Source organism: Legionella rowbothamii, assembly GCF_900639985.1.
GTDB lineage: Bacteria > Pseudomonadota > Gammaproteobacteria > Legionellales > Legionellaceae > Legionella > Legionella rowbothamii.
Genome location: NZ_CAAAIM010000009.1, coordinates 108,375 through 130,744, shown reverse-complemented (window position 1 = coordinate 130,744; position 22,370 = coordinate 108,375). Strand labels below are relative to the sequence as shown.

Below are 22,370 nucleotides of genomic sequence, written 5' to 3'. Positions count from 1 at the left end.
ATAAAATCAGATATAATGTTCAAAAATTGGATGAAAATTAATTTCGTTTCTATACTCAATATTAAGTCTAAGTATATGGAATGAATATGGCGTCTAATAATGTGGATATTTTTGATAAATGCTATAGCGAGAAAGGAAATTTTGCAGCACAGAGCAAGGATGATGACAACTACTTAATTAGTCCTATCTTACAGGGTCCATCTGGCCCCCACATGCACTTTCAAAACAAACCCATGATAGTGTGGACTATTAATGATTATTTAGGTCTTGCACAGAACACAGAAATTCAAGAGGCGGGATTTAAAGCAATCCAAAATTGGAGTACAACAACCCCAATGGGTGCAAGACTTATGTCTGGCAATACCATGGATCATATTAATTTAGAAAAAAAACTAGCATCTCTTACCCAAAAAGAAGACGCGGCATTATTTATTGCTGGCTATCTAGGTGTGCTAGGCACAATTACTGGCTTAGCAGGAAAAGGCGACACGATCGTTATTGATCAATATTCCCATGCCTGCATGATTGATGCGGCCTTTTTAGCTCAAGCTCGCACTGGTGTACGTATTAAGCCATTTAAACATAATGATATGGCCGATTTGGAGCGACAATTAAAGTTAGCCTCAGAAGAAAATCAAGGTGGAATTTTAATCGTTACTGAAGGTATTTTCGGTATGCGCGGCGATCTAGCGAACTTACCTGAAATATGCGCTTTGAAAGAAAAATATAAGGCTCGCCTCTTTTTAGATGATGCACATGCTTTAGGTGTGCTTGGCAATGAAGGTAGAGGCAGTGGAGAACATTTTAATCTACAAGATCAAATTGATATTTATTTCGGTACCTTTGCTAAGGCATTTGTCTCGATTGGTGGTTTTGCTAGCGGCCCTCGTGAAGTAATTTCTTATCTACGTCTTAACTCAAGACCAGCTATTTTCTCAAAGGCACATCCATTAGTTCTTATTCATGCAATTGATAAAGCGACCGATCTAATCATTGCCGGTAAAGAAAAACGGTTAAAATTATGGGAAATAGCCACCGCATTACAAACCGGATTAAAAAAACTGGGTTTTGATCTAGGCCAAACTCAAACCCAGATTACTCCAATTTATATTCGTGGTGGAGATATGAAACTAGCGATTAAGATGTTACATATTTTAAGGGACGAATACGGAATTTTTGTGACTGCAGTATCAGCTCCTGTTGTTCCCCAAGGAACAATTCTATTTCGTCTTGTTCCTACTGCCGCACACAGCCGCGAAGATGTCGAAATCACATTGGCTGCGTTTGAAGGTCTACGTGATCGCTTAGCGCTAAATTAATCAGGAGTATATTATGGTACTGCCCCACCCCAAACCTGAAAACATGGTTGAATTACTCAATTTACAAGCTCAAAAAATAGAACAAGACCGATTATTTTTTTTAAATTCTTCCGCAGACGTTGAAGAAAAATTGAATTACCTCTCTCTACTCATTCGAGCTCAGTCGATTGCCGCACGAATTCAACACCATACACAACCGGGGGATAGAGTATTATTAATTTATCAGCCTGGATTAGATTTTATTTGTGCGTTTTATGCCTGTCTTTATGCCGGAGTCATTGCCGTACCAGTTTACCCGCCCGCAGAAAAAAAACTCATAGAAAAACTTCAAGCCGTCATACACAACGCAGAACCTACAATTATTTTGTCGACAGGATCTATTATCAAACAAATCACTAAATTGAAATATGTTAAGGCATTACAAAATCTACCCTTTGTTACCTATTTGATGGAGCGTTTTCAAGAAAACGCTTATGAGTTAACGCAATGGGATTTTGATAAATTCACTTGGATTAATACGGATACTATTTCAGCAGATGAGGCTAATAATTATAAAGAACCCCTTATAAAACCAGAGAACATCGCCTTCTTGCAATATACATCAGGTTCTACTGGCCAACCTAAAGGAGTGATGGTTAGTCATAGTAACTTATTGAATAATCTTCAATTTATCAACGAATATTATAGTGCTAGACCCGATTCTGTGTGTGTTATTTGGCTTCCTCCTTATCATGATATGGGTTTAATTGGTGGAATACTTTATCCCGTTTTTACAGGAATACCCGTATATCTCATGTCACCAATGACATTTCTGCGTAATCCTGAGACTTGGTTAAAAGCGATCACAGCCTTTAAAGGTACGGTGACATCAGCACCAAACTTTGCCTATGCGCTCTGTAATAAACGGATTTCCGAAGAAACCAAAGCCCAACTTGACTTAAGCAGTATGCATGCCTTTTTAAATGGAGCCGAGCCGATTAATGCTCATGTTATGAATGAATTTACCAAACAATTTACAAATTGTGGCTTCAAAAAAGAAATGTTCATGCCCTGTTATGGCCTTGCAGAAAATACCTTAATGGTCACTGGAGAACAAGGAGGCTTAACACATTATTTCAATAAAGAAGAACTACGCAATAATAAAATTCTCGAGGTTTCTGTAACAGACCCGACAGCCCAACCCATTGTATGTTGTGGAACCCTTCCAGAAGGAACGCTCGTGGTCGATCCTCAAACGCTAATCCCATGTGGCGATCAACAAATTGGAGAAGTTTGGCTATCTAGCCCCAGCGTAGCCCATGGATACTGGAATCAAGAAAAAGAGACAAATACTTATTTTAAAGCCACCTTGGCTCACTCTACTGAAAAAAAATATTTACGCACAGGTGATTTGGGTTTTACCATGAACAATAGATTATTCATCATGGGAAGATTAAAAGATTTAATTATTATCAATGGAACCAATCACTATCCACAGGACATTGAACGCTCTGTAGAAACTTGTCATCCAGCAATACGTCAAGGTTCTTGTGCCGCAGTCAGCGTTACAGGAAATGACCAAGAAGAACTGGCGGTAGTCATTGAAATTAAAAAGAACTGCCCTGAGGATGAGTTAAAAGCCATTATTAGCGCGGTGAAACAGATTATTCTTCAAGATCATTCATTATCAGTCCATCAAATTGCTCTTATAAATGAACGCAGTCTTCCTAAAACAACGAGCGGCAAAATAAGACGTCGACACATTCAATCTCAATTAATGGATAAGCAACTCGAAACAAAATTACTATGGATAATGGAAGCCCCTCCACAAGAAGAAACAAATACCCCCATTAATAAAGAGGTATTCGAGAAACCACAAAATGAGTCCGCTATCCCCTCAGAATTTATCCAAAATCTTCGCCATACGATTCATGTCGAATTAAGTGATATGTTAGATATAGATAGTAAAATAATTGATGATAATAAAAATTTCGCTGAATTTGGCCTGGACTCTCTGATGGCAGTCGAATTGGAAGCTCGATTGCAAAACCATTTAAAGTCCCGCTGTCATTTATCAGAGGCAACTGTAGTCAATTATCCTACTATAAATTTATTAATAGAACATATCCAAACACTCATAGATAAATCAACCAATTTAGAAAAATCCATATCAACACCATTTGCTTTTATCAATATCCCAGAACACTCATTAAAACCGAGAACTGAAGGATTGACTTCACTATTAGATACCGGAATGCATTTACTGGATACGGAGCAGCTTCTTTTAATGGCAGCAAACTATATTGATGTCGTTAAATTAGGTTTTGGAACCTCCAAGCTCTATCCAGAATCCATATTACGCAAAAAAATTGACTTGTTAAAATCAGCAAACATCCATGTCTGCGCAGGAGGAACATTTTTTGAAGTAGCTCGTAGGCAAAATAAAATAGAAGAATATTTTAAAGAATGTATTCGTTTAGGCTTTAATTGTTTGGAATTATCTGATGGTTTAGCAGGTATACCGTTAGAAGAAAAAATTACCTTAATCTCGCAGGCAAAAAGCTATGGTTTTGTTGTTCTGTCAGAAGTGGGCAGGAAAGATGCAAAACAAGACAACTTATTAAGCATCGAAGATCGCTTATTGGAAATAAAAGAACAATTAAATGCAGGTGCTTGGAAGATTATTCTCGAAGCCCGTGAATCAGGCACTACAGGGCTTTTTAATACAGATACGTCTATTAAAACGGAGGATTTTGAACGCATTATAACTGAAGTCAATCCTAAGGATTTACTCTTTGAAGCCCCCATTAAACATCAGCAAGCATGGCTAATTAATCAACTAGGGGTTTCGGTAAATTTAGCAAATATTGCCCCTAAAGATGTACTGGCTTTAGAGGCGTTGCGGGTTTCTTTAAGAGCGGATACGATTTCTAAGGAAGCTCATGAACAATAAAATTATTCGTTTTGAAGTAGGTGCAGTAGGTGCACATCGCGCAGCAGAGCGAGGCGATCTTTGTATTATTGTTGATGTCTTACGCGCGAGCACCTCCATTATTGCAGCTTTCATGGGAGGAATAAAATCCATCCATTTGGGCGACAACTCCTCGTTGGAAGTTTCCTCAAATGAAATCACAGCAGGCGAACAAAATTGTGTGAAAATACCACACTTCACTTACGGAAACTCACCAGAAGACTTACTTCACACTACACATAAAGGTCGTGAGTTACATTTTTTCTCAACTAACGGCATTCCATCTGTCAGGGCCTGTATAGCCTATAACGTACCTGTTTTAATTGGAGCCATTATCAACGTGGATGAGGTAGGATTTCTAGCTAAAGACATTGCACTGAATTTAAACCTCAATATCTCTATTATTTTAGCCGGCTATAAAGGTACTTTAGAACAAGATGATCTGCTCGCAGGTTCGCTAATTTATTACAAACAACTACGTTCCTTTCAACTTTTAGGCGAGCATAGCCCTGTTTATTCTGATAATTTATTAGAGTCTCTTTTAACCAGTCCTGCGGGAATTCGTCTATCCAATCTTAATCTAGAAAAAGACATCTATTTTTGTGCGCAAGAAAATATAACAAAAATAGTCCCTATTTATGATGAAAAGATACAGCAATTAATACCGTTTGTTTATGCATCAGACTCTTAGGAGAGTTTATTATGTTGAAGTCTTTTACCGAACACCCTGCTTCTGTCAATCAAACGTATTGGGAGCATTTATTATTTGCCGTTTCATTTGGATTTTCGATGGTCAAAGGAGGATGCGCCTGCCTAATTCATGCGATTTTTCCGTTTCTTTTTCAAACAACAGGAAGCCAAACAGCCTTTAGTGCTGTGGAAAAATACCTCCAAAAATGTACCAACAACAACGAGAATGATGAAAAACTACTGCAATGCATCCAAGCACGTAAACTAAAAAAATAAGTATGTTATAAATGAGAACTGTTTTCCTACTACAATAATAGGAAACGGTTTTCATAACACGAAAGTTTATCAAAATATTTTCCGATGAGGACCGATTCTGGTTATTCTAGTGGCTTTAATGAGTTATATACGATAACGATGATTTTTTCCGGTTTTATCGCTATTTAGTTTTTTTATCATCATACATTTTTGCATCAACAAGAGTAAGCATACTTTCAATCATCATTTTCCTTGAAACATACTTTCTAAAGACTCATGAAGCACTAATATAGTTATAGTATAAACTACTTAATTTTTCGCACGATTTGGCTTTGGAAGCAGGAAGGTGATAAAAAGATGATACGCACTACTACATAAGTTAAGATACCCTCAAGTTTTTCTGACTTATTAATATTTCCTAAGAATTATGGAAGTTTATGCAAAAAAACTCTATATTTTATATCATACTTACTTATGGATAATCAGGATGCCCTTTAAGGATTTTAGGGAGTTCATTACTGCACTTCAAGAAAGTGGTGAAATTATTGAGGTTAATCGACCTATCAATTTGTCTGCTGATGTTGGTAAAGCGTTGCAAAAAAGTGCTTCAATCAGGGGTCCTGCGATTCAATTTAATAATAATGGTACTAATTTTCCACTCATCGGTGGATTATATAATTCTCGAAAGAAAACCTTGATTGCGTTTCAAACCGACGAAGCCTCCATATTCAAAAAGATCCTACACGGATTAGAAAATCCCATTGAGCCGATCCTAACCGATAAAGCGGCATCACATGAACAGATCATATCGGAGAATGAAGTTGATTTATCTCAATTTCCTGTACCCAAATACAGCCCTAGCGATGGAGGGCAATATATAACCGCTGGTATTGCTGTAAGTAAAGATCCGGTAACAGGCATCGCAGATATCGGAAATTATCGATTTCAAATTATTTCAAAAAATACCATGTCTTTCTTAGCTCAACCCAATCATCGTCTAGGTAAAAATCTGGAAAAAGCACGAAAGTTAGGGCATAAAAAATATCCGATGGCATTGGTAATTGGAGTTGATCCTGTTATTGCTTACACCTGTCAATTCCAACTTCAAGACGACACTAATGATTTTGCTGTAGCGGGTGGTCTTCGGGGTGAAGCGGTTGCTTTAACCTCATGTAAAACTATTGATGTTCAAGTTCCTGCCTGTGCAGAAGTAGTTTTTGAGCTTGAAATAGATTTAGATGAACTAGTTTTTGAAGGTCCATTGGGAGAATACACCGGGTATTACACACCTGGCTCCATGAAACCTACGGCGCGAGTTAAAGCCATTACTCACCGCACTAATGCTTATTTCCAAGCCTTATTAACGGGTGTTCCACCCACTGAGAATCATTTTTTGAAGCAAATTCCTTTTGAAGCTTCGTTGTTTAAAAGCATGAATAAATCTTTTCCAACGATTACCAATGTAGCTATTCCAGCATCCGGAGGTGTTTCATTTTATATTGTTATAGCGATCGAGCCCCGATTTGATGGAGAGGCGCGCCAAGCTATTCTTGTTGCGATGGCAAGTAATCTGCGTCCTAAAATGGTTATTGCAGTGAACCCTGATATTAATATCCAAGATCCAAATCAAGTGACATGGGCTACCTCCTTTCGAATGCAACCCCATAAAGACATTATGATTGTGGAAAATTTACCCGCAGGCCCCTTAGATCCTTCTATTTTAGATAACATTCCTTTAGATTCTCGCCTCGGCTCTTCGATAGGGATTGATGCGACTTATCCTTTTGGCTCTCTTATTTTGACTCCCGAAACACCTCTTGAAAAGAGTGTCCAGCATTCTGATAAGCTCTGCTTTAAAGTGGCAGACATTCCAGGCTGGCAGGATTATGACTTTCCGGAGTTAACAAAAACACAATAAACCATAAATCAGAGTAGCTAGGGTATCGAGACACAGTTTTATCCCATTCTGAATCAATAAAATTGTCTGAGCCAGATTTTAATCATGCTGATGATGAGTCATGCTTTTATATTGCTCGACTAATTCTGCCATTCCTTTTAATGCTTGCTGACGCACTGTTTGATGTTGTGCACTTAGTTTACATAACCAGAATCAAAGCAAAAACTCATTTAAAAATTGAAAATCTTCATAACTGTTACTATGCTCAATATAATTGCAGTATGTATGAGGGGTTGCTGTGAATGTTGTAAATCGTTCGTCATGTATTATTAAAGAATTTAATCCTAACTCTAATTTTTCATTTAATTCACCTGCTTATAATTATCAAATAAATGCAAACCCACATAAAATACTTACTGAGGAATTTACAGCAAAAGAATTATCCGATTTTTATGACGTGTTAGGAGTGCAATTGTTTTTTGGTAAAGGAGATGTTCTTTTTCAGGAAGATGACCAGCCTGATTCCTTTTATATTATTCTTGAAGGTGAGGCAGAGGTTTTTATTAATAAAAAAACTAAGCATAATGAAAAGCATGCTCATGTCTTAGCAACCTTGAAAAAAGACGATGTGATAGGGGATATGGCGCTTGTAGAAAATAAGCCGCGTGCTGCGTCCATTAGGGCGAAATCAGATTTAGCCGTATTAAGCTTTAATTTAGAAGCAGTGAATGCTCATCCACGAATACGCTTATTGTTAACCAAAAACATGGCCAAAATATTGTCCCAGAAACTACGAGACACGAATCAAATCACGATAAAAAAAATGGAGGAAAGCTTAGAGCAAGCCCAAGCACGCAATGTACTCGGAGTATTTATGATTGCCATGTTTTGGCTAATCAGTTTATATACCTTATCACTTACCACTTTAATTGGTATTGAAAAAAATCTAATAAATAATTCGACTTTTCTCTCAGTTGGATTAATTATATTTTTTGCTCTAGGAATTCTCGGCGCAATGCATCTTACCGGATTGCCATTAAAACACTTTGGTATTACTTTTGAGGATTGGCCACAAAAAACCTTACAAGCGTTGAAGTATACGCTTCCTGTGATGCTTCTATTTCTACTTGCTAAAGCCTATTTGGTGTATTGGGGCGCGAATCCGAATCATGTGGCGCTATTTTCAGGATTTGATGAGGGACTAGTGAACGGTAAATTTAGTGCCACACTTTATTTGGTTGTTGTATTTTTTTATACCCTGCTTGTACCAATTCAAGAATTAATTGCACGCTGTGCTTTGCAATCGACCTTCTTCTCCTTTTTGCCAGGAAATGAAACATTCCGGATTTGGAATGCGATTATCTTATCTAATCTTATTTTTTCGTCAGTACATTCGCATTTGAGTTTAATGTTTGCGTCATTGACATTTGTACCCGGATTATTTTGGGGATGGTTATTTTACAAACAAGCATCGCTTGTCAGTGTATCCGCATCACATATTTTAATTGGCGTATGGGGGATCTTTATCCTCGGGGCTAAAGGAGTAATCTATTGATGAAATTGCCCCAACTTCATCCCCTATTTTAATATCTGCCCCCTATTGATTTTATTCTATAAAATGTATCAAATTTGCATACTTTCATGACGGATCTATACTCATATAGTATCATTATTAATCTAATTGATATGCAAAACATAAGGAGATGTAAATGAAAATCAAATCATTAGCAGCTGGGCTAATAGTTGCTAGCAGTATGGTTTTAGTAGTTGGGCCAATCCAAGCCGCATGTTATAAGCACACTCCGGGTTGGCACATGGTTTCAAAAAAATGCTCTATTAAACCTGCCGAAACCTGGCAAGAATATAATAGTGGGATTTATACTCAACCAATCGTCGGAAAAGGCTTTTAATAGTTGAGCAATCAATAGGGACAGGCTCGATTGAAAATCCAGAAGGCAAAGATTATAAGTCTAGGCTGCCCCCATTGATTATTATTCAAAATAAACTAACCCTGATAATCTAAAATTCTTTTCCTTCCTTATTAGAGAATAAGGACACCTCTTAAATGAAAACGTCATGATAAAAAACAGATTATTGATCAATAAAAGTTTTGTTGAGTTTAGCCTGCATTTTAATATTAACGTAAGTAAAGATCGATAAATCAAAGATTTAATGTCTTATTGAAGATCCAAATCAATTTTTTTCTAAACTTTAAAAATATTCAAGGACATCCTGAATGAAAAAAAATTATTTAATAATTTTGTTTATGAGCTTATTCTTTTCTTGTTTAGTTTGTTCTAAAGCAAAAGCGAGTACACCGTTATGGACTTTTGTTCCTGTAGCAGCTTTTCCTTCTAACATAACGCTCGACTCAGCAAAGACTGCTACAATTCAATATTGTTTGTACTAAGGGCTGTAAGGGAGGAATTCGCTGCGCCCGAGCTCTTGCCTTTTAAAAACAGATATCCTCCAGCTTACGGCTGGAGGGTATCGTGTGGCATAAGGATGCGTAAATGACTAGCAATAGAGAAACAAAAAATAGAAGTAGTATTATGAGATGGATAGTGATTACTATTTACCTTCTAGCCACGCTCTTTTCTGCTGTCTGGCATGGCCCAGTTGCCGAGCTTTTTTTACCTATTATTCTTGTCTTAGCTATTTTTATATCAGCTTGTCTACATGGTACGGAGCGATATGGAATAAAGAATATAATTATATTTTTTATAATAACGTGGCTTATAAGTCACTTTTTTGAATCCTTAAGCATCCAGACCGGATTTCCTTTTGGGTATTATTATTATGATAAATTAGCAGGTCCAAGACTATTTGAAGTGCCGCTCATTATTATGTTCGCATATTTTGGAACAGGCTACGCCTCATGGATTTTGGCTCATATACTCCTGGGGCAATACACTACGCAGCTCACTGGGAAGAAACTGTTCCTTGTGCCTTTAATGGCTGCTTTTATTATGGTGATGTGGGATGTGTGCATGGATCCTCTTGCATCAACGGTTTATTCATTATGGGTATGGAGGGATGGAGGGTTGTATTTTGGTGTTCCCTTGCAAAATTATTTCGGTTGGTTCTTGGTGATTTATATTATTTATCAAGTTTTCGCTATTTATATTGCCAAACATGATGTTATGACCATAAGCAAACATCATGTTTTTTCTTCCAAAAATTTTTGGAGAGAAGCTGTTGCTCTTTATGGCATACAAGGTTTAACCCAATTAGTTGATCCTTTTGGGGCTTCAACTCATCCAGAAATTTATGGTTCGATGGCGCTCATTACCATATTTACAATGATGTTCGTAGTCTTACAGGCTTCACTTAAAATTAATATGAGTAATTTTGGAGATCTTGCCGCAATTAATCAACATAGAACATAAATCTCCTATTTGCTCTAATTGATTTGAATTGAAAGATAATTTATCATTTCGTACCAAGCCAATCCGGATTGAGAAATAAATGAAAAATATAATAAAATGGTTAGTTATAACGCTAGTACCCCTGCTCCCTACTCTGTCTTTTGCAACCCTAAGACCATTCACGAGTAATGATTGCGCTGCTTTAGCAATGCCAAAAACGGTCTTATTAGTCCATGCATCTTGGTGTTCACACTGCAAAGCTTTTTTGCCAGTTTACGAACGTGTTTCTAATCAGGAAAAATACAGGGATTGGATTTTCTATCAAATGGTCAATGATAAATTTGAAAAAGTTTGCGGAACTACCATTAGAGGTGTTCCTGCTACTTTTAAAAATAATATGAGCAATAATTTGCTAGGAAATAGACCACAAACTGTCTTGGAAGAGTTTTTAGATACGAATGTTTAGTACATTTAATCGACAAAAGAAAATTTCTTACTATAGTTTAAGAGCAACTGTTATTTAAATAGGATTTTTATTACTAGGGAGATTTTAATGAAAAAACTAATTTTAACGATGCTCTGTACCGTATTTATTTCTTCTGCTTTTGCGGAAAATGTAATTAATACTCAAACCAATACATGGAAAAGCATTCCAATAACAGTGGATGAAGACAGCAAAACATACACGACCCCCAAAGGATATTTGATGCCTGAGGGTAATTATTACTATACTTTTTCTGGTTACCGTTGTCTTATGAACAAAACGGAAGGTGGAGGGGAAGAACCTTTAGTATTAAAGCCAGTAAATACCGGTGACAGTGAAATTTATTGTTATAAAGATAAATAATAAAATCTTTGCTTGGCATGCGCTCTGAAACCGTGCCAAGCATTTCATCAGAATAATCAAAGTTATACAATTAGGGCTACTTCTACTTCCAATCTATTGACGTAATGGTATGGACCCCGCCACTTTAAACAGGCTTCAAGTTGAGCCAGAAGGAAATTGTGATGTTCATTCAAGAAAAAAAGGGGATCCATAATGAAAGATATTAAAGTATCAGAGATAGATTTGGCAAAAGATGTTTTTCAATTACACGGCACAGACGCGAGAGACAGTCGTGTTTTAACAAAACGTTCAAGCCGCGAAAAACTTACTGAGTATATGGTTAACACTCCCGCTTGCCTGGGTGGCATTGAAGCATGTGGAAGCGCACATTATTGGGCGCATGTATTTGAAGGGTAAAAATAATGTCGCCCCAATTTGTGAAGCCCTATGTAAAATCGAATAAAAATGATGCGCGAATGCAGAAGCGATAGCGGAAGCCGTTACACGGGCAACAATGCGATTTGTTCCTAGAAAAACGCTGGAGCAACAAGATGTATTATTACTGTATAGAGCAAGAGAGTTGTTAATGAAACAAAGAACAGCGCAAGGTAACCCGAACACATAACTGCATCTCATCCTATATTGCTAAAAATTTTAAAATACCTCTTGCAAAACGGGCGGGGGCCATACATGGTCTAATAGATTTAGACCACATCAAATGAACATGCGCCCCATGATGGCACCACGACAATTTATCCAAAGGGCTGTAGCAGGCTAAGTGGTCCGGTTTTATAGGGACAACTCCACGAACCTACTCCTAAAGGATGGCTATAAAGCGTCTATAGGGTAAATCTCGATTAAAAAGATGTTATATGGTTTTGCTTACATAAGTGAGAATTTTAATATGAACCCTTCTTAATAGAAAAAATATTTTATAGCCTACTATACTTGCATTGGTAGTATTTTGAACAAAAAGTTTGTTAGGGACTAATTTTTTATTAGTTGGTTAAGGAATCCCATGAGAGTCTATTTACAATAATCTTCCTTATTATTTCTCATATAGCATGGGCAAGTGATGAAATTATATTGCAAGATAGTGATTGTAAAATTCTAAGCTCTAAGACTATGAATGTTCAAGTAGCTCCCTCCTGGAAGCTTAACAAGCTTTGTTTGTAGAAAAATTAACAATACTATTACGTGCTCAATTACTACAGAGAAAGGTACTATGTATGGTAATAAGCCATCAGCTATTAATAGTTATAATGAATTTCCTTTAAACGATGACATTTTTCTCTATTTACAACCTGACTCTGAAGATGGTAATTATCATAATATAACGCCTACTCTACTCATTAGTGTAACTGCGTTATTACTTTCAATATTCTTTTCCGCAAATGTTGGGCCAGAACAATCGCTATTGAGAAGCTCAAGCTGATCAAAAAAGTAATCAGCCAATATTTTCGATCAAGATAAGATATTTCATAAAATATTTTTGCCCACTTGATCAAAATAAAATTACTCTCGCTAAGTGCTAATGCCGAATATAAGGCTATCAGTCCGAAAGCATATAAAAAATATAACCGTAGATTTTTTTCTTTTTTGCGAATCGTAACCGCTAGAAAATTGGCGGTGGTTACTATGACCATTATCGAGAGCATAACCATTTGTATATCTTCCGCTGTGTATCCTGCGTACTGTTTCGTAACACACTGACCTACATAAGAAGCTAGTGCGATTAGTAATGCGGAAATAATGACAAATGAAAATAATTCCATTGTAAAATTCTTTAATTTATTAATATTGGAATTTTTTAGAGCAATGATGAATGAGGGTAAACCAATGGAAAAAATATTAATTAACGCCACCCGACGTGGTGTAAGTGGAAAATTATAAAAAGCAAAAAGCGACATAAGCGTAGTAAAAATAACTAAAAAGGTCTTTGTGAGAAAAAGTTTTGCTACGTCATTAATCGTATTGACGATCTTATTACCTTCATCAAAGATTTTGGGGAGAAGAGTGAATTTATTTTTTAATAAAATGATGTCAGCCACTTCTTTGGTGATGCTACTTCCTTCTTCCATCGCAATGCCTATATCTGCTTCTTTTATTGCAGGCAGATCGTTAACCCCATCGCCGATCATTGCGGTGTAAATTTTGTTTTCTCTAAGAAGCTTAACAATTCTTAGTTTGTGTTGAGGTTTCAGACGAGAAAATATTTTTTTGTCTTTGATTATTGTTAATAACTGTTCATCATCCACCTCATCAATTTCCTTGCCGGATATCAAATCATTATCCTCAATGTTCCAACCAATCTCATGAGCAACTGCTTGTATTGATGAGGCATTGTCACCTGACAATATCTTAATCTGTATGTTTTTTCTTTTGAAAAGGTTGATCGCATCCATTACATCTTCTCTCACCTGATCCATAATCGAAATGATGCAAATTGGTTCAATTTCCAAACCGTTTGTATTTTCTAAAAGAGATTCAGGAGAACGATTAGATTTTTCGATACCAAATATCAGGTTTCGAAAAACTTTTAATTGTTTTTTTTGATAGAGCGCATCAATTCGCTTTTTTTCTGCCGCGTCAATTTTATCCAGCAACACATCATAGCCCCCTAGAACAAAAGTTACTTTTTGATTATTTAAAGGCAAATTTTCATCGTGGATGATTAGCTGCAATAAACTGAATTTATTTTCAGAGGAAAAAGGAATCTCTCCAGTGATAATGGCATCGGATGCGTTAAATGGTTCCAGTGTTCTCAGCGTAGCATTTTTATCTAGTGAAAAACGTGCATAGGTCCCCAAAAGTTGTTGTGTCTGCCCCATTGAATAATCATTAACCAGAGGGGTGATTTTATGTACTGACAATTTGTTTTGGGTAAGTGTACCCGTTTTATCAGTGCAAACAATTTTAGTATTGGAAAAAGCTTCGATAGCGTTAAGTTTTTGTATAATCGCACCGATTTTGCTTATTCGGTAAATTCCCAGCGCAAATGTGACTGAAGACATCAAAATAAGCCCTTGAGGAACCAAGGCCAGCATAATAGTAGCTATTTTCCTAATCAGTTCTACGCGATTTAATCCGGTATGTCCCAATGTAATTTCAAGAATAATTAAACCCAAGGCTGCAAAGAATAAGGTTTTTACAATAAAATTTAATCGCTTTTGTAAAGGGGAAATATTCCGTTTGAATTTTTTAGCGAGCTTCGTAATTTCTTGTGCATGACAATCATCACCAACCTTTAAGGCTTTGTAGACTCCCCTACCTGAAAGACAATGACTTCCAGACATTAATTCATCATCTATGTTTTTATTAATCGGGGTGGATTCTCCCGTTAATAACGACTCATCGATTTCTAACTTCGTAGATTCTACCACGACGCCATCAACCACCACTGAGTCCCCACGTTCTAATAGAATGATATCATCAATAACCACTTCGGACTGTTCAATGGATTGCTCAGCCCCATCCCTGATAACTTTTACTTCACGCGTCAATAGTAAATTAACTTTATCTAAAGCTCTTTTAGCTTTAATTTCTTCAAATATAGCAATGAATGTATTAATAATGACAACAAAAGACACTCCAATGATATCAAAAAACAATCGCTCATCATGTTCTATAAAGAAGAACGTAGTTAGAAAAATAATAATTGCAAATATGACTAGATTAAAAACCGAAAAAATATTCTCAATGAATATTTCAGCAATTTTTTTAGTTTTGGTCGTTGTCGCTATGTTCTGTTTGCCTTGTTTTATTCGTTCTTCTACTTCAGAAGATAACAAGCCTCTTATCATTTTTTAAATCCTTTCTAGAATATTAAACTTAGCTTTCATGGCTAGTCTGATATTTTTTTTGGGTAAATTCTTACTTTTAGTATTTTATTAGCCTTTATCTTTTCTATGTATGCGTTAAATTCAGGGAAATCAACATGTTCTCCTTCTTTAGGCATATAGCCTAAGCGTTGTAAAAACAATCCTGTTAAAATATCAATGTCATCCTCTACGTCAATTTCGCGCTCAAGGGCTTGCTCCAATGAGTATATGGAGCAATTTCCTGAGGCGGTGATGCTACCATCCTTATTTAATACCCAATCTACTTTGGTGCGATGGAATTCATCTTTAATACGACCAATGAGTACTTGCAGTAAATTATCTAAGGTCACAAATCCCAAAATGGTATTCTTACCCCTATAAACAAGAGCAAAATGTGGCATCCCTTCGCGAAATTGTCGCAATAAATCTAATGCTGGTAATCGACGTGAAGTTTTTAGAATGGGCCTAATAAATGGTCTTAAATCATCCAGATCAGGTTTTTGATAAATGGCTGGCAGGATATCTTTTACATGAATAATCCCAATAATGTCCTTTTTCTCAGGATCGTATACAGGATACCGGCTATAACGATGCTCCATAATGATGTCCATCATCTGATGAATTGATTGATTTAAATCAATCATGACCATTTCCTCACTGAAACGCATTACTTCAGTGACTTTCAAGTCAGCTAAATCTAAAGTATGCTCGATAATATCAACCTCCTCTTCGCTCAGCTCTCCATGAAGATGGCTAGCGTTTAAAAGCAACTTTATTTCTTCTGTCGAATAAAAATGCTCACCATGGTGAACTGCATCTAAGTGAAAAATTTTCAACAGAAAATTCGAACAGGTATTAAGTACCCAAATTGCTGGATACATAAGCCAATAAAAGCCATATATGGGTAAAGCAGTCCATACAGAGACTCGTTCTGACTGACGAATAGCAAGTGATTTAGGCATTAACTCACCAACAACGATATGGAGGAAAGAGATAAATGAAAAAGCAGCGAAAAAAGCGATAACCGTTATGAGCTGAGGGGAGTTAACACCAACAAGAATAAGTAGTGGCTCCATAAAATGAGCAAAAGCAGGTTCCCCAATCCAGCCCAGCCCAAGGGATGCGAAGGTAATACCCAGCTGACATGCTGATAAATACGCATCAAGATGTTGATGCACATGAAATAAAATTTTACCTCTAAAGCCATAACTGGTTTTGATTGCCTCCACTCGAGTCGAGCGGAGTTTCACCATCCCAAATTCAGCAGCCACAAAAAAGGCATTTAATAAAACCAATACAAATGCAAGTAAAACCAATAGGATATTAATCACTTAAACCATCCTTTGTTGAAAAATTGAGTAGTTACATGACAAAGACACAAGAGTGATTGCAAACCGAAGAAGGGTGTGTACTAATTTTCTTGAAATATTGAATCGAATGTGTAATAAACTGGAAGAGTCGTTACTGACCCGATTCAATCCTGGCGAAGAAATAATCATTGCGCGTTATAAAACTCGAATCCCCTATTTAACCAAAAGCCACTTGTCTTTCTTTCCCTGCTAACAAAACCCCGTTTTCTGCAACAAAGTGACTTGTTGCTTCATAATGCACCATTTTGCTGGGTAGATTTTCCTGACGCAATTGATTTATCAGGGCTTCATTATCGCTAAAACTATCTACCCACTTTTTGATTTTTTTTAAGCGCCATATATGTTTATATACTTTTTCATTCTTTAGCTCTTTTATAACAATGAACCTAGGCAACTTAAAGGGAAGTAATTTTTCATTAATAAGAAGTATTGCCAAAATCCAACGTAGGGAAAGGAATGAAGGACGAAAATCGCCACTACGATGACTAATATTTTTTAAAATCCTTCCTGTTTTACTGCTAAATTTTATATTACCTGCAGTCAAGCAACTTGCTTTATCTAAAGGAGCTCCAGTCATTTGAAAATGTTTCGGTGCATTATTATGAGGACGAGTTTCAAAAGCAAACCACAATTTGCCTTCTGTATCCACTAGAAAACGAAAAACCGTCTCTTCTTCCCTGGCCAGCAACTCTTTTAACGTAAATAAAGAATTTATAGAAAAAGAATTTGCTTCACAATTAACGGTCATTTTTCCTGCAGAAAAAATAGTTCCAGGGTCTGGTGAGCAGGAAAAAAACTCTTTGCCTAATTGAACACTATTTAGAAATGCAATCATTTGTCTCATAAGGATAATAAATCATTATTTATAACTGGGGCTGGCGAAATCAAAACGATAGACCACCTCCAAATTACCCATTTGTGCTTGGAGAGGTTTTCCCCAATAACTGTTATTGCCTGTTGCTGTGTAACGATAGACGGCATTAACTGCAAGATTCTTCCTGAAATTATAAGTCAATCCAGCAAGACCTTGGTACGTGAAGGAATTCTGATCCCTGTTAAAATGTGGCCGATGGAATCGGCTTGTACTGTTTAACGTAGCATGCATTAAGGCGTAACCAATACCTACTCCAACAAAAGGAGAAAGACGTCCCACTACCTCATGAAAATCATAATAAAGATTTGCCATGAGAATATTGGCTTTAGTACCACCATCAATCTTTAATCGTTTTATGTAATTAGAACTATATTGATTAGTGTCAGCATATAAGTAAGTGTATTGAAGCTCATAACGGATAGGGTGGCTTTGATATCCCACGCTACCACCTACGTTATAGCCGTACCGATAATGCACATCAGAGAGCAAGAAACCATAATAATGCGTTCTCACATTTGAAGATAAGTGAGTATAACCGCCAAAAGCACTCGTATACCAGTTATTGACCGGAGTTGTGGCTGAGGCGGATGCAGCTGTAAGTAACACCGTAGTAAAAAGTGCGAGTTTCATGTTATTCATTTATTGTTATTTTTTGTAAGATCATATTATCGACTTGTGCTAGAATTTGCAATCCATCACTCGAACACTTCCTTTGATTATTTCTCCAGCAGACTCCAAAACTGGATGTGGGTTGAAACATTACAAGAGAGCCTTTGAAATAATCTGCATGCACTACATCGAATGATTCCTCAATGCCGGAGGGCTTTGTGACATGCGGAGCACAGATACACATCCCTCCTCTTTTTAGAATATCCCTGCTGAGGATTCGATGTTCTATAATTTAATAAATGGATTTGGTTATGGTGCTGATCATGATGCTCACGTTGAAAAACACGTTTTTAATATTATTAATTGCGCTTGTTCTATTAGTTAATAACAACGTGTTTGCCTGTCCGTGCTTTAATGCATTTTATTTAAATTCAATTTTTTCTAATAACCAGAATATGTCTTGTTTGATCTTTACAGATTATGGCCAAGTTGTGAGAGTGACTCTCTCTGACGGAAGGTATAGTGCTGTTTCTTCCATTGATGGGTGTTCATTAAACTCCGCCAGTAGTAATATCCATAGAAACTTTGTTTATTATTCTAATGATAATGAGTTATGCGTTGAAGAACTCTTAAATGCATGTCGCTTACTTAACATTGAAATTCAAAATTACTAAGCCTAACGCGTTAGAACCAGCTGCAAGTAATGAACCCCATCACACCTACTGGGCAAGCTTCTTAAAAACTCCATTCCCCTGCTTTTGTATGCTATGGTCTAATTACAATAGCAAAAGGCACATAAACGTCTTGTCCATCAATGCGAAATTGTGCAAAGAGCTTAACGAAACCTACTTTTTGAGACTCTATATGGAACATTAATTGCGAACCACCCCGCTCTGATTCATTTCTTGGTTCTCTTCCCATCGGGTGAATATGAAGAATGGAAGAATAATCTGCATTAAACCCCATAAGATGAGCAAATGCTCCCATAACCGGTTCTAACTGACTGAAGGGCTTTCCAGCTTTTGTTACACTAATAGTTGCTATTACTGGTTTACCTACCTGAGGTTGCCCATCAAGTTTCAAATTAAACTGATAAGAATTTACATTGGAATTTAATTTAACTTCTTTATCAATTAAATGTTTTTCTGAAGAAGAGCCTATGTCGGTTTTTAAAAACACTTGTTCATCTGTAGCAATCGGGGTGATATCAGCCCATATTCGATAAGAACCATTTTTCTTTGGAGTAAATTTAAATACAAAGTTCTTGTTTTTATGATCCATCACCGGATGTATATGATAATAATCAGTCAATGTGGGGTCTATAACCATTAAATGAACTTTTTCGGTATGTACGGTCTTAAGGTCGTTTAAGGTAAGAGGCTTGTTATCTCTAAGAAGTTGAAAACGAATTATTTCTGTTGTGTTGGCCTTGATTTTACTTGGCACGTTCTCTATCACTATTTGGACAGCACTTTGGTTAGGTAGCTCATGCCTCATGGTGTGCTCATGCGTATTCGCGTAAGACAAGGGATTGTTAAAGAAAAAACCGATCACTAAAAGAGTAAATACAGTCCTCATATGTGCTCCTACGTTTATTGCATCACATAATAAACATAAATTGTCTATAAATAACAATATAGAGTACGTACTATAGTACAGGGTCAAGCGATATCCAATAATAAAGCTTTATTCCGTCTTAAACTTGCGCTCTACGCAACAATTTAAAAATATAGCGGTTCATTAATCCTATCCGCTCCCTGCATTGAGTTTTCCGAACACCTATAGATCACTTTGAGATCATTCCTACACAAAAATAATGAATAACAATATTAAATTAATGTTTTTTTTATTAATATCAAATTTTAATACAACTAATGAAAATTTAAGCAAGAACTCAAAAAGGAATTGATTCGTGAATGAGCAAGCAATAAAAAACTTAATAACGTCTAATGAAAATGAAAAAAACATAGCAAAAACGTTAATTAAATGGTTTAACCAGAATCCTTCGTTATTAGATAGTACTTATTTATTAGATCAAAATGTATTTCACTTTTTAATAAGAAAAAATAAATTTCAAGTTGTTGAAAAGCTATTAGAAAATGAACCTTGGCGACCCAAGGCGACTCATTGTGATCGCGGAGGACATACCGTGTTACATTATGCTGCAAAATGCGATTCTTTATGCATAAGGGTTCTGGAGTTATTGATTGAATATTTTCCTGAACTCTTAAACAAAGCAGATAATTCAGGGAATACTCCCTTACATACCGCGGTTCTAAACAATCAATCCTGGGCTGTTCGAATGTTAGTAAAAAGCCCTCAAGTTAACCGATCATTGACCAACCTGAAAGGTGAAACCCCAATGAGGCTTGTAGGTAATAATTATGAACTCAACCAGATTTTATTCTGTCTCGAATTAGCGTCCATCGAACAGTTAGATTTACGTTATCGTAGTCCTAACTCGAGCACCAAAGAAAAGTTATGGAAAGAATTTCCATTATTATCCAGATGCCAGACGGATATTGTGTCATCTTCATCTATGTTAAGGGTACCTAATGCAGAAATAGTCGAAGGCAGCTTAATCAAAGAAAATAAGAATCTGCCGGAGCATCAAGGGATTCCCCCAGAGCAATTGATATTCCTGGTACACGATTTAATTAATGCATATAAAACTGACAGTAATTCTTCAGAGGCAGGGAGATTACAAGAACAGTTTAATCAATTCTGTGTTCATAATTCCCTGGAAAATATTATTGATTTTGATAAAGCGGATTTGGATCCCAAGCAAATAAGAATGATTCTTTCAAGGGCAATAAGTTTTTTATATCCCGCAGCCCATAAACGGTATTTACTTGTTCAGCATGAGTTCAACAGTTTACTTAAATTATTTGCTCATCTCCTTATCAATAATCGTGTATTAGTTGAGACCCCTCCCCTAGGAGAACTCAACATAAATACCGAAAAGTACCACAATAAAATGCTATTACAAACGCTATGGTTATTAATTGCTGGGCAGGAAATACCTCACTCTGTGCGAGAATTTGACTTTGGCATTTTATCTCATCGAATTTTAGGCCTTCTTAACTCCTATTCACTGATTGAGATACTTATCGGTCTAAGACTGATATACCCTGATTGTGACATAGCTCAAAGAGCAATCGCTAACTTTTTGATATTACAGCTATTGTTTTATCATGTTACGGCGCAAATTTGTCTTCCCCCTCTATTAGGTATGCATTTACGTTTTCTGTGTAACCTTAATACAAATCCAAAATCAGAGTTAGGAGAAATAGGGAAACTATTTAATGAATACCTGGAAAAAGCATTTCAGTTAGGCTCAATGATGTCCAGTCACCCTTTGCTTTATAATTTTTACCGAATAAAACAGCAGGTTAATCTTGTGGAACTGATTAAAATCAATGACTCATTTGATGATTTGATAGATCAAGCATTAGTGCTTCCTCCCAAAAAACGGATAGAACACGTTGCATTAATTACACATGAATTAAGAACCTTAACCATGGCGTTTTACCAGCGTGTATCACTTAGCGAATTTAGGGATGAGTGCTGGCTTAAAGAGAAACGCCAACAAACTGCACCCCACATTACGGAGCTGACTGAACAGTTTAATAAATTAAGCGCTTATTTTAGTGAAAAAATTCTCACGCAATCAGCTGAGAATCTTCAAAATGCATTGCTGTTTTTTGCTGAATTAGCTCAATGCTTATGCCCTTTAGATTCGGAGCTCTTCCCTGACTTAAATCATTTAATGATGCTTTCTAGTGTATTTAATAATATGGGAGTCTCAAGATTAACTAATGCATTTAACACATTGCCCTCACGGGAACGAGAAGTTATTGATGAAGTAAATCTGGTCGTTTCGAACAAGAGAAACTTTAAATTTATGCGCGATATTTATAATGCGTATCGCACGACCTTGCCTTTCTTAGGCTATATCCTAACTGAAATCACTTTTGCTAATAGTGGGAATGACAATGAATTGGTCCGGGCCGAAATGGTAGGAGTTGTTCTGAAAAAGCTCATGGAAATTAAAGTACAAATTAATTTTGAGCAAATAATCCATCGCACCACCTTGCCCGTATTTTTAGATAGCTATACACCTCCAGATGAAGAGCTTTTATATCAAGCCTCTCTTAAACTGAAACCTCTAAAAGAAGAGAAATCGCCCCGAACATCCTATGGAAAGAGTCACAGAAATACATTATTTCATTATGTTAAAAAAAGGAGGGATAGCTCTGATGATACCGAGATTAATAATACCCCAAGGTCAAATAATGGATCAGAGTGAGATGCGGGATAAGCCATCAGCAGATGGTTAGGTCATGGTACCAATAGCACTACCACAAGGCAAATTGACACTATGCCTACGT

16 protein-coding genes and 1 pseudogene are annotated in these 22,370 nt (G+C 36.5%); 12 read left to right on the top strand and 5 right to left on the bottom strand.

Annotation, left to right across the window (positions count from 1 at the left end; all coding sequences use genetic code 11):
* The first annotated feature begins 86 nt into the window (after window positions 1-86).
* From E1P08_RS14135 to E1P08_RS17510, 11 genes and pseudogenes are all read left to right on the top strand, one after another.
* Entirely contained in the window at window positions 87-1,319 is a 1,233-nt protein-coding gene (locus E1P08_RS14135) for an aminotransferase class I/II-fold pyridoxal phosphate-dependent enzyme (RefSeq protein WP_165485198.1), read from the top strand.
* A gap of 13 nt (window positions 1,320-1,332) precedes the next feature.
* The gene (locus E1P08_RS14130) at window positions 1,333-4,251 is read left to right on the top strand and encodes a phosphosulfolactate synthase (protein ID WP_133137651.1); all 2,919 of its coding nucleotides are present in this window, start codon (window positions 1,333-1,335) and stop codon (window positions 4,249-4,251) included.
* On the top strand, window positions 4,241-4,960 hold the full coding sequence (locus tag E1P08_RS14125; protein ID WP_133137650.1) for a 2-phosphosulfolactate phosphatase: 720 nt from the start codon (window positions 4,241-4,243) through the stop codon (window positions 4,958-4,960). The genes E1P08_RS14130 and E1P08_RS14125 overlap by 11 nt, the downstream gene beginning before the upstream one ends.
* An 11-nt stretch (window positions 4,961-4,971) precedes the next feature.
* Window positions 4,972-5,235, top strand: a complete 264-nt coding sequence (locus E1P08_RS14120; protein ID WP_133137649.1) for a DUF6356 family protein — start codon at window positions 4,972-4,974, stop codon at window positions 5,233-5,235.
* Window positions 5,236-5,701: 466 nt separating this feature from the next.
* Window positions 5,702-7,132: a UbiD family decarboxylase gene (locus E1P08_RS14115; protein ID WP_165485197.1), complete on the top strand. Its 1,431-nt coding sequence runs from the start codon at window positions 5,702-5,704 to the stop codon at window positions 7,130-7,132.
* A 277-nt stretch (window positions 7,133-7,409) separates the two neighbouring features.
* Window positions 7,410-8,666 (top strand): cyclic nucleotide-binding domain-containing protein, encoded by a 1,257-nt coding sequence (locus tag E1P08_RS14110; protein ID WP_133137647.1) that lies wholly within the window; start codon window positions 7,410-7,412, stop codon window positions 8,664-8,666.
* A gap of 154 nt (window positions 8,667-8,820) precedes the next feature.
* On the top strand, window positions 8,821-9,021 hold the full coding sequence (locus E1P08_RS14105; RefSeq protein ID WP_133137646.1) for a hypothetical protein: 201 nt from the start codon (window positions 8,821-8,823) through the stop codon (window positions 9,019-9,021).
* A gap of 603 nt (window positions 9,022-9,624) precedes the next feature.
* Window positions 9,625-10,500, top strand: a complete 876-nt coding sequence (locus E1P08_RS14100) for a carotenoid biosynthesis protein (RefSeq protein WP_133137645.1) — start codon at window positions 9,625-9,627, stop codon at window positions 10,498-10,500.
* Window positions 10,501-10,579: 79 nt separating this feature from the next.
* Entirely contained in the window at window positions 10,580-10,945 is a 366-nt protein-coding gene (locus tag E1P08_RS14095) for a thioredoxin domain-containing protein (RefSeq protein ID WP_133137644.1), read from the top strand.
* Between the two features lie 87 nt (window positions 10,946-11,032).
* Complete coding sequence (locus E1P08_RS14090; protein WP_133137643.1) at window positions 11,033-11,326, top strand: hypothetical protein; 294 nt, start codon at window positions 11,033-11,035, stop codon at window positions 11,324-11,326.
* 201 nt (window positions 11,327-11,527) lie between these two features.
* A pseudogene (locus E1P08_RS17510) lies at window positions 11,528-11,918 on the top strand (transposase); the annotation flags it as partial.
* A gap of 739 nt (window positions 11,919-12,657) precedes the next feature.
* Here E1P08_RS17510 and E1P08_RS14080 read toward each other — a convergent pair.
* The 5 genes from E1P08_RS14080 to E1P08_RS14060 form a co-directional block, all read right to left on the bottom strand.
* Complete coding sequence (locus E1P08_RS14080) at window positions 12,658-15,108, bottom strand: HAD-IC family P-type ATPase (protein ID WP_133137641.1); 2,451 nt, start codon at window positions 15,106-15,108, stop codon at window positions 12,658-12,660.
* Window positions 15,109-15,149: 41 nt separating this feature from the next.
* A complete protein-coding gene (locus E1P08_RS14075) occupies window positions 15,150-16,457 on the bottom strand; it encodes a hemolysin family protein (RefSeq protein WP_133137640.1) in 1,308 nt (435 codons plus the stop codon).
* Between the two features lie 196 nt (window positions 16,458-16,653).
* Window positions 16,654-17,331 carry a hypothetical protein gene (locus E1P08_RS14070; protein WP_133137639.1) on the bottom strand — a complete coding sequence of 226 codons (678 nt, stop codon included), beginning with the start codon at window positions 17,329-17,331 and terminating at the stop codon, window positions 16,654-16,656.
* A 24-nt stretch (window positions 17,332-17,355) separates the two neighbouring features.
* A complete protein-coding gene (locus E1P08_RS14065; RefSeq protein ID WP_133137638.1) occupies window positions 17,356-18,000 on the bottom strand; it encodes an outer membrane protein in 645 nt (214 codons plus the stop codon).
* Window positions 18,001-18,744: 744 nt separating this feature from the next.
* Window positions 18,745-19,476 carry a hypothetical protein gene (locus E1P08_RS14060; RefSeq protein ID WP_242602481.1) on the bottom strand — a complete coding sequence of 244 codons (732 nt, stop codon included), beginning with the start codon at window positions 19,474-19,476 and terminating at the stop codon, window positions 18,745-18,747.
* Between the two features lie 415 nt (window positions 19,477-19,891).
* Between E1P08_RS14060 and E1P08_RS14055 the strand changes: the two genes are divergently transcribed.
* Entirely contained in the window at window positions 19,892-22,288 is a 2,397-nt protein-coding gene (locus E1P08_RS14055; protein WP_133137636.1) for a RasGEF domain-containing protein, read from the top strand.
* Window positions 22,289-22,370 lie beyond the last annotated feature (82 nt).